At 50.1% G+C, this 13,835-nt stretch carries 12 protein-coding genes; 4 read left to right on the plus strand and 8 right to left on the minus strand.

All coding sequences use genetic code 11. From position 1 onward, the window contains the following. Nucleotides 1-66: 66 nt before the first annotated feature. A complete protein-coding gene (xseA, locus tag CEK71_RS10745) occupies nucleotides 67-1,416 on the plus strand; it encodes an exodeoxyribonuclease VII large subunit (RefSeq protein ID WP_088619381.1) in 1,350 nt (449 codons plus the stop codon). 51 nt (nucleotides 1,417-1,467) lie between these two features. Here xseA and CEK71_RS10750 read toward each other — a convergent pair whose 3' ends face one another. The 3 genes from CEK71_RS10750 to ubiA form a co-directional block, all read right to left on the minus strand. Continuing rightward, nucleotides 1,468-2,925: a TrkH family potassium uptake protein gene (locus CEK71_RS10750; RefSeq protein ID WP_088619382.1), complete on the minus strand. Its 1,458-nt coding sequence runs from the start codon at nucleotides 2,923-2,925 to the stop codon at nucleotides 1,468-1,470. 63 nt (nucleotides 2,926-2,988) lie between these two features. After that, on the minus strand, nucleotides 2,989-4,350 hold the full coding sequence (gene trkA, locus CEK71_RS10755) for a Trk system potassium transporter TrkA (protein WP_088619383.1): 1,362 nt from the start codon (nucleotides 4,348-4,350) through the stop codon (nucleotides 2,989-2,991). Nucleotides 4,351-4,604: 254 nt separating this feature from the next. Then, complete coding sequence (gene ubiA, locus CEK71_RS10760; protein ID WP_088619384.1) at nucleotides 4,605-5,462, minus strand: 4-hydroxybenzoate octaprenyltransferase; 858 nt, start codon at nucleotides 5,460-5,462, stop codon at nucleotides 4,605-4,607. A gap of 161 nt (nucleotides 5,463-5,623) precedes the next feature. On the opposite strand from ubiA, the gene wrbA reads away from it, so the two are divergent. The 3 genes from wrbA to hda are packed head-to-tail and all read left to right on the plus strand — an operon-like array spanning nucleotide 5,624 to nucleotide 7,294. Further along, on the plus strand, nucleotides 5,624-6,217 hold the full coding sequence (gene wrbA / locus CEK71_RS10765; protein WP_088619385.1) for an NAD(P)H:quinone oxidoreductase: 594 nt from the start codon (nucleotides 5,624-5,626) through the stop codon (nucleotides 6,215-6,217). Between the two features lie 19 nt (nucleotides 6,218-6,236). Further along, the gene (locus CEK71_RS10770; RefSeq protein ID WP_198328556.1) at nucleotides 6,237-6,590 is read left to right on the plus strand and encodes a DUF2069 domain-containing protein; all 354 of its coding nucleotides are present in this window, start codon (nucleotides 6,237-6,239) and stop codon (nucleotides 6,588-6,590) included. A gap of 2 nt (nucleotides 6,591-6,592) precedes the next feature. Next, entirely contained in the window at nucleotides 6,593-7,294 is a 702-nt protein-coding gene (hda, locus tag CEK71_RS10775; protein WP_088619386.1) for a DnaA regulatory inactivator Hda, read from the plus strand. A gap of 296 nt (nucleotides 7,295-7,590) precedes the next feature. Here hda and CEK71_RS10780 read toward each other — a convergent pair whose 3' ends face one another. The 5 genes from CEK71_RS10780 to CEK71_RS10800 form a co-directional block, all read right to left on the minus strand. Next, nucleotides 7,591-9,975 (minus strand): tetratricopeptide repeat protein, encoded by a 2,385-nt coding sequence (locus tag CEK71_RS10780; RefSeq protein WP_088619387.1) that lies wholly within the window; start codon nucleotides 9,973-9,975, stop codon nucleotides 7,591-7,593. A 209-nt stretch (nucleotides 9,976-10,184) separates the two neighbouring features. Further along, the gene (locus tag CEK71_RS10785) at nucleotides 10,185-11,033 is read right to left on the minus strand and encodes a hypothetical protein (protein WP_088619388.1); all 849 of its coding nucleotides are present in this window, start codon (nucleotides 11,031-11,033) and stop codon (nucleotides 10,185-10,187) included. Further along, nucleotides 11,033-12,730, minus strand: coding sequence for a putative porin (locus CEK71_RS10790; RefSeq protein WP_088619389.1), 1,698 nt, complete (start codon nucleotides 12,728-12,730; stop codon nucleotides 11,033-11,035). Before CEK71_RS10790 ends, CEK71_RS10785 begins: the two co-directional genes overlap by 1 nt. A 20-nt stretch (nucleotides 12,731-12,750) precedes the next feature. Continuing rightward, entirely contained in the window at nucleotides 12,751-13,416 is a 666-nt protein-coding gene (locus CEK71_RS10795) for a TonB C-terminal domain-containing protein (protein ID WP_088619390.1), read from the minus strand. Between the two features lie 9 nt (nucleotides 13,417-13,425). Beyond that, nucleotides 13,426-13,830, minus strand: coding sequence for an ExbD/TolR family protein (locus CEK71_RS10800; protein ID WP_088619391.1), 405 nt, complete (start codon nucleotides 13,828-13,830; stop codon nucleotides 13,426-13,428). Nucleotides 13,831-13,835 lie beyond the last annotated feature (5 nt).

Consider the following 13,835-nt stretch of genomic DNA (forward strand, 5'->3'; position numbering starts at 1 on the left):
GTTTAACCGTTTTCAGCTTGGTTAGGATTTAACAAACACTAAGTCCGCAATAAAATAGCTTAATCTATGCCCTACCCTACCGAAGCCTCTGCCACCCTAACCGTCTCCCAACTCAACCGTGCCGCCGGGCAATTGCTGAGTGAGCATTTTTGCTCGGTATGGGTGGCTGGGGAGATTTCTAATTTAAGCACGCCTTCTTCTGGGCATTGGTATTTTTCGTTAAAAGATGCCCAAGCGCAGGTGCGCTGTGCGATGTTTAAAAATTCCCAGCGCGGCGTAAAGGTCAGGCCGGAAAACGGTAAGCAGGTACGCGTAAAAGCGCAAGTCAGTTTGTATGAGCCGCGTGGCGATTATCAATTGATTGTCGAAAGTCTGGAGCCAGCCGGTGAAGGCGAACTCCAACAGGCGTTTGCCGCGCTTAAACGCAAATTGGCGGACGAAGGCTTGTTTGATGCCCGCCATAAACAGGCTTTACCTGCCTTACCCAGCACTGTTGGGGTGATAACATCGCCTAGCGGCGCGGCGGTCAGGGATATTCTGAGCGTGTTGAAGCGGCGCTTTCCGGCGGTGGCGGTGCTTATTTATCCCGTTTCGGTACAGGGCGACAATGCCCAATACGAGCTTGCCCAAGCCTTGGCGACCGCTAATGCCGACGGGCGCTGTGATGTGCTGATCGTCGGGCGCGGCGGCGGTTCTTTGGAAGATTTATGGGCGTTTAATGAAGAGCGGGTGGCGCGGGCGATTTTTGCCAGCCGTCTGCCGGTGATTTCGGCGGTCGGCCATGAGACTGATTTTACCATTGCCGATTTTGTCGCCGATCTCCGTGCGCCGACCCCTTCGGCCGCCGCCGAACACGTTGTGCCGGACGGGCAAGTCTGGTTGGCGCAGTTTGCCGATACCGAACAACGCTTGCAGCAACTGATGCGCCGCAAAATTGGCCAGCAGCAGCAACGCTTGGCTTGGCTGGCACAACGCCTGCAACAGCAACAGCCGGGGCAACGGCTGGCGCGTAATGCCCAGCGCTTGGATGAATTGGATATGCGCCTAAACCAAGTCATGGCGGCAACGTTGCGTGGGCATCGGCATTGGCTGGAAGCGAAACAAGCCCGGTTATGGCAACACCATCCGGCGGCAAAAATCCGCCAATTAGGCCAACGCCAGCAGTATTTGCAACAACGGTTGGCTCAGGCTATGGCGCATAAACTGACGGGCTTTAGGCAACGCTTGGCGGCGACCAGCCAAACCTTACATGCGGTCAGCCCGTTGGCAACCTTAAGCAGGGGCTACGCCCTGGTCAGTGCCGCCGAATCCGGCGAGATTATCCGCTCCAGCCAACAGCTTAAGGTCGGCGATAAACTGGCTGTGCGCTTAGGGCAAGGTAGGGTGTCCAGTGCAGTGCTATCGGTTGAGGAATGATGCGAGGCGGCCAATAGCGGATAAACCTGCATTTACCTCAAATAATAGGGCTTATTTACGCCAAAACTCCGGCACAAACAGGATGACGATGGAGAAAATCTGTACTCGCCCCAAAAGCATGGCGAAGGTGCAGACGCTGGTTTGGAAATCGCTGAGACTAGCGTAATTACCGGCAGGGCCGACTTGGTTAAGGCCGGGGCCGGCATTGTTAAAGCAGGAAATAATGGCGCTGAACGCGCTAATAAAATCCATGCCGCTAAATAATAAGGTGAACACCAGTATGACAATACTGATGAAATATAAGAAGATAAAACCCATCACCGAGGTGACGATGTTGTGGTTAATGACGGTATCACCGATCCGTAATGACCGTATCGCCGCCGGATGAATAAACTTGAACAACTCCATCCGCGCCTGTTTCATTAAAATAATAGTCCTGATCATTCTGATACCGCCACCCGTCGAACCGGATGATGCGGACAAACAGCTTAAAAACAACATCCACATCGGCACAAAGATAGGCCATTGGTTAAAATCTTGGGAAGCAAAGCCGCAATCGGTGGCGATGGTCACCAGATTAAATGTCGCATGGCGTAAGGCAGTCAGAAAATCAGGATAAGTGCCGCTACGCCATAAGACCGAAGCGGTTAGGACACAACTGCTCAGTACCAGCAATAAAAACGCTTTAGCCTCCATATCATAAATATACGGCTTGAAAGACCGCTTTCTTAGGGCGATAAAATGGGAGGCAAAATTAATGGCGGCAATCAACTGGAATACAGTTAGGACGATTTCAATCGGCAAGGAATTAAAATACCCGACACTGCTGTCATGGGTTGAAAATCCCCCTAAACTCATTGCTGCAAAAGCATGGCAAATGGCATCAAACCAATTCATGCCCGCCAGTTTTAAGGCCAGAATACAAACCAGCGAAATGCCCGCATACACCATCCATAAGGCTTTGGCAGTTTGGGCGATACGCGGCGGTAAATCCGATTCTTTAACCGAGCCCGGTGTTTCGGCGATATAAAGCTGCATCCCGCCTATGCCCAAAATCGGCAAAATGGCGACCGCGAAAATAATAATGCCCATGCCGGCAATCCAATTCAATTCATGCCGCCACAAGTTGATTGACATGGGCAAGTTATCAATGCCGCTCAAAACCGTCGCTCCCGTGGTGGTCAACCCTGAAACGACCTCAAAATACGCATCGACAAAACTGAGTTGCGGCATATAAAACAGCAGCGGCAGCGTACAAAAAACCGGGATTAACGACCACGTCATCGACACCAATAAAAAACCCGCTTGCCGCGACACTTTTTTGGGCGTTTTTAAGGTCGGAAGAAACATGGCCATGCCCGCTAATAACGTAATGGGCGCAGACATCAGAAAGGCATTGACGGCGGGATCGGCAGCAAACAATGCCGTTATTAAACAGGTTAGCATAAGACCGCTAAAGCCCATTGTCACTAAGCCGAAAATATGGATGATAGTAAAAATGACATTCATGGCAATGGTAGGATGAAATATGCCTAGCGGCTAATGGGGTGGGAGCTGTAGTAAGCTACGCGGTTAAATCGGCTGAAAGGTTTTTTCAATACTGGAGACCAGCTTTTTATCAATGGCGAACATGACTACATGGTCATTTTCTTCAAATAAGGTATCGTGATGGACGGGAATAACCTGTTGGTTGCGGATTAAAGCACCCAAAACAATGCCTTCAGGCAGGTTGATACTGTGGACAGGCCGCCCGACCACAGAATTAAGGCCTTTGCTCTTATGGGCAATCGCCTCGATGGCCTCGGCAGTACCGCCGCATAAGGAACTGACTTGCGCCACATCACCACGGCGGACATGCTTAAGGATACTGCCCAATGTTTCTTGATTGGGCAGCACGGCGACATCAATGCCCGTCCCCGGCAATAGCTTGCTGTAGGAAACATGGTTAAGTAAGCAAATGGCCTTACGCGCCCCTAAACTTTTTGCCAATGATGCGGAAATGATATTAACGCCATCATTGTTGGTAATGGCGCAAAACAAATCGGTGCTTTCAATGGATTCATCGATCAATAGTGTTTCATCGGCACAATCGCCGAGTAAGATGGTGGTGTTGTGCAGATCATCGGCTATTTTCTTAGCGCGGCGGCTGTCTTTTTCAATAATTTTGACCTGATGGTCTTTTTCCAAAGCCAATGCCAAGCGTTTGCCGATATGCCCGCCACCCGCAATAATAATGCGTTTTAAGGGGGCTTCCAATTTGTTCAGCTCTTTTAAAACCCGCCGCACTTCTTTACGCGGGGCGACAAAAAACACTTCATCGTCGGTTTCTATGGTGGCCTCGCCGTTAACGACCAACGGCTGCCCCTGCCGGAAAATGGCGGCGATACGGATTTTGCCGTTCGAGAATTTTTCTTTTAAGGCCTTAATTTTTTTACCCGTCAGAAAGCCGTCGGCAACCACTTTGACGGAGAACAGCCGCACTAAGCCGCCGGCAAAATCGGAAATATGCAAGACACCCGGAAATTCAATCAGATTGCGGATGGATTCCATAACGATCTGCTCAGGGCTGATGACAAAATCGACGGGGATGCCTTTGGGGCTAAACAAGTGGGGATGGGTCAGGTAATCGATGGCCCGGACACGGGCAATGGTTTTGGGGCGTTTATAGAGCGTGTTAATGATAAGGCAGGCGAGCATATTGGTTTCATCCCGGTCTGTGACCGCAATGACAATGTCGGCGATACCAACCCCCGCCTGTTCAAGGACGCTAGGATGGGCGGCGTTACCCGTGACCGTGGCAATATCGACCCGTTCTTTTAGGGCCTCTAACAGCTCCGGTTTAAAGTCGATGACAACAATATCGTTTTCTTCGCTTGCCAACGCTTCGGCAACCGAGGATCCTGTAACGCCTGCGCCTAAAATCACTATTTTCAATGTGCTTATCCCTTTTGTAAACCGTCAGATTTTGAGAATGCCGTCACAAAAATTTAATAATTATAGCGGTAATAGGGCTTTTTTTCAATTTCCATCTGAACTATCTGCGCTTATTTGAGTCTTTGCTAACCCTTCCCATTGCTTAAAACCTTGCAGGACAGCAGATTGGGTTTGCTATAGCCCTAAGAAAGTACAGCGTCTTCTTCACTTAAGGGAGGGTGTTTTCTTAATGCACTCATAGCGCCCGCTCCTGCCTACACTAAATAAGCTCCAGCCAAGCCGATAAAAACCGCCATGCCAAACCAGTTATTGTTTAAGAACGCTTGGAAACATTGGGCTTTTTGGCGCTGAAAAATCAGCTTTTGCTGGTAGGCCGACAGGCCTGCGGCAACCAGCACCCCCAGATAATACGGCCAAGCCAGGTGCTGCCACTGCCCTACAGTCAGTAACAGGCCGATAATAATAACTTGTAACAGGCCGATAATCTGGCGGTCATAAGCGCCAAACAAAATGGCCGTCGATTTAACGCCAATTTTCAGGTCGTCGTCCTTATCGACCATGGCGTACATGGTGTCATAAACTAAGGCCCAGAGCATTACCGCCAAATATAACACCCAAGCCACTGCCGGAATCGTATTGGTTTGGGCGGCAAACGCCATAGGTACCGCCCAACCGAACGCCATGCCTAAATAGGCTTGGGGCAATTGGGTGTAGCGTTTCATAAACGGATAACTGGCGGCCAAAAACGCCCCCGCAAAAGACAGCAAAATGGTGTAGGTATTCATCAACAAGACCAGTGCGAACGCGGTCAGGCATAATACAGCGAACACCACCAAGGCTTCTTTGGGGCTGACCTTCCCGGCGGCAATAGGCCGTTGTTTGGTACGTTCCACATGCGGGTCAAAATCGCGGTCGGCATAGTCATTAATGACACAGCCCGCCGCCCGCATCAGCACGACCCCCAACGCAAAGACGCTAAAAACCAGTGTATCAGGTTTTCCGTCGCTGGCTACCCATAAGGCCCATAAGGTCGGCCATAATAAAATTAGGATGCCTATGGGGCGGTCAAAACGGGCCAGTACTGCGTATTGTTTGAGCCTTTCGATTATCATTGCCAAACCTGCTGATACTTTTTCAGCGTATGAGTTGAAGTAAAAATGCTATTATAGCCTTTGTTTCGCTAAGCGTGTGCTTGGCCTATCTGCCGCTCTTTCCGTTGCCGCAACCATCACCCATGCGCATAACCCTGTTCTGACCATTAAGAGGCTGTTCTATGACTACAAAAATCCTGATCCTCTATTTTTCCCGTCATGGCACGACAGCCACTATGGCTAACCATATCGCACGCGGGGTGGAGTCGGTACAGGGTGCAGAAGCCATATTGCGGACAGTACCGGATGTCTCGGCGGTTTGTGAAAAACTCGCCGACACCATCCCTGAACATGGTGCCTTGTATGCCACATTGGACGATTTGCACAACTGCGACGGTTTGGCACTCGGTAGCCCTACGCATTTCGGCAATATGGCCGCACCGCTGAAATATTTCCTTGATGGCACCACCGCGCTGTGGTTTACCGGGGCGTTGGTCGGCAAACCGGCCGGGGTATTCACCTCTACAGGCAGCCTGCACGGTGGCCAAGAAAGCACCTTATTAAGCATGATGTTGCCCTTATTGCATCATGGCATGTTACTGATGGGTCTGCCTTACACGGAGGCCGCCCTGCGCGAGACCGCTTCCGGCGGCACACCCTATGGCCCTAGCCATTTGGCTTCGGAAGGTGCGGGGCTGACCGACCACGAAAAAATCTTGTGCCAAGCCCTAGGCGCACGCTTGGCAAAAACCGCCCTGTCTTTAAAATCTGTTTAACATTGCCGCTACCTACCCCATGAAACTGAACGCCCAGTATTTTTACATTGCCGCCCTGATTGGCTTTTTTGGGCTGTTTGCCTTATTAATGCTTTGGCACACTGTTCTTGCCCCTTCCGGCCAACTCCCGGTAGCTTTAATGTTATTGCTGAGTGTCACGCCCTTACTGTTGCCCATGCGCGGCTTGTTAAACCGCCATCGGAAAAGCTGCACTTGGGCGGCCTATATTAGCTTGTTCTATTTCATCCACGGCACCATGGAAGCTTACAGCAATGCCGATGAGCGGCTGTACGCTTCTTTAGAAGCCTTACTGAGCTTTATGCTGTTTCTCGGCACTACCCTGTATTTGCGTTTTTCACCCCCTGCCCCCTGATTATGGCCGAACAACTCCCCGTTAATTTTGAATTTAGAGCCAATCAGACCTTTAACGATTTTTTTCCTGGCGGTAATCAAGAAATTATTGACCATCTGAAAAAATGCCTGGACGGTACCGGCGAACAGCAAGTGTTCATCTGGGGTGATAAGGGCTTAGGCAAAAGCCACTTATTGCAAGCCTGTTGCCATCAGGCACACCAATATAACCTGGATGCGTTTTATTTTTCCTTGCCTGCACAAGCCGCCCTGCCAGACCCGGCAATACTGGCGGATTTGGACGAATTTGATCTGGTTTGTGTCGATAATATCGGCCATATTGCCCATGACACGGCTTGGGAACAAGCTTTTTTCAATTTTTTCAACCGCCACCGTAGCTATGAGCATAAGCTGATACTCTCCGCTAATGCCGCGCCGCAAACGCTGGACATTCAACTCCCTGACTTAAAAACCCGCCTAAATTGGGGCCTGACGCTCAAGCTAAAGCCCCTGACCGAAAATGACAGCATCAATGCTTTGATATTTAAGGCCAACCAAATGGGCTTTGAAGTATCCCCGCAAGCGGGGCGGTTTCTGCTGACCCATTACGACCGCGATCTGGCTTCGCTCTGGCGGTTGCTGGACACCTTAGACCGCGCCTCGTTAGCGGCGAAGCATAAGATTACCCTGCCTTTTGTGAAAAAGATTCTGCAACATCCCGTATGAGCAAGGTGTTAAGTGTTTATGTACGCGCTTGTGCTTGACGCTTTTTTTACTCAGTTTCTGAAGGCTTGATTATGACTAATCCCTATCGCATAGAAGCCCTAGCTTTACATCAAGTAGGCGTGTTCACGGACTAAACCTGCCCGCCAGAACCAAAGCCAGAAAAAGGGAATGGGAAAGTTATCACCGTGACCCTGAGCCGTTTTTGGATGATTACAATTACCGCTTTTTTCTGGATATGGCTTAGGCTAATCTGTTAATTGGAGGTGCAAGGACTTTAACCTTTACACCCCAATTTGTCATAAGCCTTTCACTGCCGCTTGGGCATCTTCCAAACCGATAAATTTTTGCTTACTGGCAAGTGCCTTGTTTAACAAAGCTTTTGCCTGTACTTTATCGCCCTGTCGTAGGTAAGTCATGCCCAAATGATAATTGAGCATCGGGTTTTCTGCATTCAGCTTTTGGCTTTTTGCCAAGAGGCTTTGGGCTTTCGGATAATCATTTTGCTGATAGGCAATCCATCCGGCGGTATCAAGCATTTGCGGGTCTGGGGTATTCGCCAGCGGCTCGGCAATTTTGGCGGCTTTCGCTATATTGGTAGGCTCTGGCGCGTACAACGACAAGTAGCTGGCCAAGCGTTGCCGTATCGCTAAGGCGTGTGGATAGAGCTGATAGAGCTCTTCGTATAAGGCAATGACTTGTTGGTGCTGGCCAGCCTGATGGTAGACCGCCGCCAAATCCGTCACAACATCCAAGGCATTATGGGTGTTGCGCTTGCCTTCATTGAGGATTTCCAGCATTTTATCGGTTTGTTTATGGTTAAGGTACAGCACCGCCAAATGCCGATACGCATCAGACCATTCGGGCTTGATGGCAATAGCTTTTTGATAGGCAGCTATCGCCTCGGCGGTTTTATTGCTGTTGGCATAAACATCACCGAGCAAGGAATAGGCATAAAAATGTTTGGCGTCTTGCACGGTCAATTCGCGCAGCTTTTGCACCGCCTTATCGGTTTGCTTTAACGCCAAATAGGTTTTTACCAATTGGGTCAGCGGTTCAACCGCCTCCGGCTGCTTAGCAAGGGCTTGGGCAAAACTGGCGGCACTTTTATCCAATTGCCCGGCGGCTTGGTACACCAAGCCGGTCATATAAAAGCCTGACGCGTCGTCCTTATAAGCGGTTTCCAATTGCTTGGCGATGTCCAGTGCCTGTTGCCATTGTTTTTGCGCCATATAAATCCTAAACAACGCTTCCAAGCCGTTTTTACTGTTAGGATTGCGCTTAAACAAGGCATTAAGCTGCTCGGTGGCTTGGTCTTTGGCACCGGTTTGAAGCAATAAATTGACCAAATCTAAGCGGGCGGCCTCATCATTGGGTACCAATTCGATAACTTTAGCTAAATTTTCCCGGGCTAACAAGGGTTCGTTATTGGTGACATGCGCCGCCGCCAACAGTTTGAGTAACTGGGTATTGTTAGGGTATTCAGCAAGCAAGTTCCTAAAGCCGCTGATCGCTTCGCCTAAGCGGTATTCCGCCAAGGCCATTTCATTGTCTAAAATCCGCGCATCAAGGTCTTTGGCATTGGCGGCCAATAAAGTTTTAATTAAGGCCTTGGCCTCATCAAAACGTTGGGTCGCCTTATACAAACGCGCCAATTTATTACGCGCCTTCGCAGCCTCTTTGCCGTCCTTATCCAAGCTGATAATGTCGTTTAAGGTTTCTTCGGCCTTATCCGGTTGTTTTTGTGCCCATTGCAAATCGGCTAGCTTAAAGCGCAACGCATAATAAGGCGTTTCAGAATCCAACATGGGCAACACTTCTGCTATCGCCACTTCCGGCGAGCGGTGCGCGGCTAAAAATTCTATCAGCAGCAATTTTGCCGATTCATTGTCGGGTAAGTCGGTTACGGCGGTACGCAAGACCTTTTCGGCGGCATCGGCCTGTTTATGTCCCAACAGCAAGGCCGCCAAGCGTTGGCGATGGTCAAGTTGCTGCGGTTCGGTTTTAATCAGGGCAGTCAGACTGGCCTCTGCCTTATCGGTTTGCCCCAATTGGTTGTACAAATTCGCCAGCATGAGTTGGGCGGCAACATGTTCGGGATGTTTGCCGATAAACTGTTGCAGCAACTTTAACGCCGCATCGGCTTGGCCGGTTTTCGCGTGTAACGAGGCCAATAACAGCGTCGCGGCGGCATCGTCGGGCTTTTTCGCCAATACGGCTTGGGCTTGGACAAAAGCGCCGTCGCTATTGTTTTCTGCCGCTAAGACACTGCCCATTAAGACCATGGCATCCGTGTCATCGGGGGCGATAGCCAAGGCTTCTTTCGCCATTTGTTCGGCCAATGCGGGTTTACCCGCCAGCAAGTAAATATTGCCCAGCTTTAACCGCGCTTGCAAATGCTTGGGATCTAGCTTAGCGACTTCTTGATATTGGCTGACGGCGCTTTGCACATCGCCTAATTGCCCTAATGCTTCGGCAACGGCAAACCGCCCAGCCGTATTTTTAGGGTCATCGCCAATAGCTTGCTCAAAAGCCGCTTGGGCGGTTTTATAATCACCCGCCTTAAAGGCTTGGCGGCCTTTTTCGATAGCTTCCGAGCTTTTGGAATTCTGGTCACAAGCGGATAAGCCATTGAGCAGGGAGGCAAGAAGTAAAAGTTTTACAGAATGTGCTAGTGTCGGCATAGTCAAATCCTATCGCTAGCCATTGGCAAGCGACATCATGAAAAAGAGGGGGAAGTGTGTAAGCAAAACGGCTGGATCTGCTGATTTAGGAAGGATAAGGCTTATTAAAGCTGTTCCGGGCATAAATATACCCGTATTCGATAAAAAAAGCCCTACCTGAATGCCGTGGCATTCTCCGGTAGGGCTTGGCAGTAAACAAGATAACCCGATTATTTGTTGCTTGGGGCGGGTTGTACAGCAGGTTTGGCCGCGTTAGGTACGGCTCCTGGCTTGGCAGTTTGTGCTGTAGGGGCGGCGGCAGTCGGAGCCGCTGGTTTTGCCGCTTGTCCGGTAGGCGGAACTGCCGGTTCGGCCTGCTCTTCTGGTGCCTGCGCTTGTGCAGGCGCTGAAGACGGGGCTTTTTTACCTTGATACTTTTGCTTTCTCAGCTTATCTTCGTAATCTTGCATGGCGTTTTCAAATTCGACATCCTTGACCTGAGAAAACGGTTCCGAGCCGATCAGCGTATCGACAATGCCGCGTTTTTGGCAGCTTTGGTAGCCGTCCATGACCGCTTTCGCGCCTTCAAACATCTTAACGTTTTTGGCTTCGCAGGTTTTTAAGTCTGACGATGTCGCTTGCTGGGCATTTTGCAACGCCGTATAGGCCACTGCCAAATCATTTTTGGCTTTATTTAAGGCATTGTATTTATCCACCACTTCGCGCAATTTTGCGGTGGTGTTGTCAAGGCGTTGATGGACTTCTTCGGCGGTGGATTTTTGCGCCGCCAAATCTTCCGCCAATTTATTTTTCTCAAGCCCTGCCGCCGTAACAGCATCTTGGCTTTGCTTTTGTTGGCCTTTTAAAGTCTCCAATTCGGCGGCGACTTTGGCGTTTTCGGCCTTTAGGGTGTCGCGCTCGGTGGTGATTTCTTTCACCATCGTCTGTAATTTATTGACCGCCGCCTTCGCGTTGCCGCCGCCCGCGTCACGCGGTGCGGCAGTCGCCGCACCTGTCGCTACCGCCGCCAGCAATATAACCCTAGCCACTGATTTCATAATAGTGTTATCCGCAGTCATTAGAAGCTCGTGTTCAAATCCAATTGCAATACGTCATTGCTGTATTGTGGGCCAGTAATCACATCGGTGCTTAACCAGCGGCCAGTCGCCCAAACATTTTTCATCAGACCATAGTTTGCCCCGATGACCCAACCTTTGGCGTTCGTACCGCCTAAATGGAAATCAGAATCAGTAAAGGCACTCAAGACGGCATCGCTTTGGACATATTTGTAAATACTAAAGACGTTCCATTGATGCGCACGGTTTACCCTTGGCCAACCGAAATCGACCCGCACTTGCCAAGCATTGGTATTGTCACCCACCGTAGTCTTCGCCAATCTTTGCACACTCGCCTGGTCAAAGCCGACGTTTTTCGCATAATCCGCACCGACAATCAAATGGTGCGGGGCAAACATCGCAAAGTCGTATGCAAGATTAGCGTTCACGATCCGGTAATCGGAGGCTAAACCATAACGGGCCGGAATGTTGTTGCTGTCATAACAGATAATGCCGACCGTGTTGCCAAACTGCATGTATTGTGGCACCGAAAAATTGTTATTCGCGTTATTGGTGTCACAAGTGGCTGGCGTATTGGTGTTGGGTTTGGCTTTGATATTTTCATAATCATAAAACGCCACGGCCATTTTAAACTGGTCATGGTTGGCAAAGCCCCAATCCACCCCTACTTGTGAGCCATACAGCCATTTATTGCCTGAGCTTAACGCCGATTCCTGTAATGGGAAAGCGCCGACAGTGGCAAATAACGAATGGCCGTTATTATTGCCTAACGCCTTACGCGCCGTGGCGGCAAAACCTTCAAAGTTTAAATCCGTATCCCAAACCAATTCGCTGCCGCCGCTGAACTCACCGCCGCCGACATACCAAGGGCTGGCAATCCGACCGCCTGTTAAGGTCAACCATTTAAAGCCGTCTTTATCGGTTGCGTCGTATTTAAGAAACGCCCGGTCGACTAAGAACTGATACTGGCCGCTGTAATTGCCCAGCGTTTGGTTGGTCGATGTCGGGTCATACCATAGATTATTACCACCAGCGGAAACGTTTGCGGTCGCCATACGCACACTGGCTTTCAGGCCTTCGGTGACATCGGCGTCGACCACTAAACGCAAGCGTTCACGAAAGCGCTGCCGATCTTGATTGGTGTTTAAGTAACCATTTAAGCCCGCCGCCGTCAAACCGCCGAATTGGTTGATATTTTGGAAGTTAGCATAATAAGAACCCAGCGGCGCGTTACCCTGTGCCATTATTTCGGTTTGCGAACGCAGGCGTAAATCGCCGGATAATTTAAAGCGGCTAATCCATTCAGGTAAGGCTTCAGGCATCCCCCATTTTTGGGTTTTGGCTTGTTGCATGACATCTTTGACCACATCGCCGCGCAATTCGTTACGGACTTGCTGGCGCAACTCGTCTTTGATGAAGTCGGGCACATAAGGCACCCTGACTTCACCTTGTTCGGGCGGCACATCTTTGCCCGCCGGTTTAGCGGCCTGCTGGGCGGCGACTTGTGCCTCTGCGTCAGCCTCGGCCCGTTTGATCATTTCTTGGGCGGCCTGCTCAGTCAACACATGCTGTTTGACTAATTCTTTAATCAAATTGGTCGTGGTATTGCGCAATTTGAGCAATTCTTCCTTTTCGCCCGCATGAGCCATGCCCACCATACCACAAAGCACCATGGTCATTAGCTGCTTTTTATTATCCATTTGTCTACCTGTACATTAATTTAGATTTTTGATGTAATTCTTAGCTTAATCGGCTGTTCCATCCCCACGGGGAGCGGTTCGTTGACCTTTTTGTATTTGGTCAATAACTGATTGATCAGCTCGTCTATTTCGCTGTCATTACTGCCTTTCGCTAGCTCGAAGCGGGAAATGGTGCCATCTGCTTCAACCCATAACTTGACGATTGCGGTGTAGCCTTTAATGCGCAGCTCTTCGTGTTCGGAAAGAATATCCAAAATATCGTTTTTAATAATACCGCCATACCAAGCGTTAGGATCGCCGCCGCCACCGCCACCTAATAGGCCTTTGCCGCCTTTACGCGCCGCCAAGCCAAAGCCGTCAGAACCCGCCGAACCTTCGGCATCCAAACCTAAATCACCGGGCGGTGGTGCATCGGCGACATCAGGCATTTCTTCGGGTTCCGGTTCAGGCTCTTGCTCAACCTTTTCCTCCATCTGCGGCTCAGGTGGTTTTTCCACCTTAGGGGGGGGAGGCGGAGGGGGGGGCGGTTTAGTTAAGGTAATCTTTTGGATGGTGCGTTCTTTTTTCTCCGGCTTATCTTCCATATTACTGATCGCCCGGACAATAAGTACCGTAACGGCCAGCAAGATGAGGCCACCGATAATGGTGGGCAAATAAACCCGAAAATGTTTCTTCTTTGTCGTCATTGGGCGTTTTTATTTAACCAGATTTTGCGTAACCAACCCGATCTGGGTAATGTCCAGTTTACCCAGCAATGCCAGTACATCGACGATCTTGACGTACTGCACGCTGGCATCGCCCTTAATAACCACGGGCAAGGCAGGGTTGACCGCCTTAAACTGTTGGAGCATAGATTCCAGTTGCGCCATATCGACCGGATAAGTATCCAAAAAAATAGTGCCGTCAGCGGTAACAGTAATGGCCTTGGTCTGTGGTTTGGCAAGGCTTGGCGCATCACTGGCCTTAGGCAGATCAACGGTAATGCCTTGCACCGATGCAGTACACATCAGGATGAACACTACCAATAACACATAAGCTAAATCCAACATCGGCGTGACGTTAATCTCGTCATACGCCGCATTCTCTTCTTGTACTTTCATAACGG

Origin of the sequence: Methylovulum psychrotolerans, from assembly GCF_002209385.1 — a bacterium.
Lineage (GTDB): Bacteria > Pseudomonadota > Gammaproteobacteria > Methylococcales > Methylomonadaceae > Methylovulum > Methylovulum psychrotolerans.

What these genes read in the sequence shown, in the direction of transcription:
- CEK71_RS10790 (WP_088619389.1), bottom strand. Translation starts at nt 12,730, where the DNA reads ATGGATAATAAAAAGCAGCTAATGACCATGGTGCTTTGTGGTATGGTG.
- CEK71_RS10750 (WP_088619382.1), bottom strand. Translation starts at nt 2,925, where the DNA reads ATGAATGTCATTTTTACTATCATCCATATTTTCGGCTTAGTGACAATG.
- CEK71_RS10800 (WP_088619391.1), bottom strand. Translation starts at nt 13,830, where the DNA reads ATGAAAGTACAAGAAGAGAATGCGGCGTATGACGAGATTAACGTCACG.
- CEK71_RS10785 (WP_088619388.1), bottom strand. Translation starts at nt 11,033, where the DNA reads ATGACTGCGGATAACACTATTATGAAATCAGTGGCTAGGGTTATATTG.
- ubiA (WP_088619384.1), bottom strand. Translation starts at nt 5,462, where the DNA reads ATGATAATCGAAAGGCTCAAACAATACGCAGTACTGGCCCGTTTTGAC.
- xseA (WP_088619381.1), top strand. Translation starts at nt 67, where the DNA reads ATGCCCTACCCTACCGAAGCCTCTGCCACCCTAACCGTCTCCCAACTC.
- CEK71_RS10770 (WP_198328556.1), top strand. Translation starts at nt 6,237, where the DNA reads ATGAAACTGAACGCCCAGTATTTTTACATTGCCGCCCTGATTGGCTTT.
- wrbA (WP_088619385.1), top strand. Translation starts at nt 5,624, where the DNA reads ATGACTACAAAAATCCTGATCCTCTATTTTTCCCGTCATGGCACGACA.
- hda (WP_088619386.1), top strand. Translation starts at nt 6,593, where the DNA reads ATGGCCGAACAACTCCCCGTTAATTTTGAATTTAGAGCCAATCAGACC.
- CEK71_RS10780 (WP_088619387.1), bottom strand. Translation starts at nt 9,975, where the DNA reads ATGCCGACACTAGCACATTCTGTAAAACTTTTACTTCTTGCCTCCCTG.
- CEK71_RS10795 (WP_088619390.1), bottom strand. Translation starts at nt 13,416, where the DNA reads ATGACGACAAAGAAGAAACATTTTCGGGTTTATTTGCCCACCATTATC.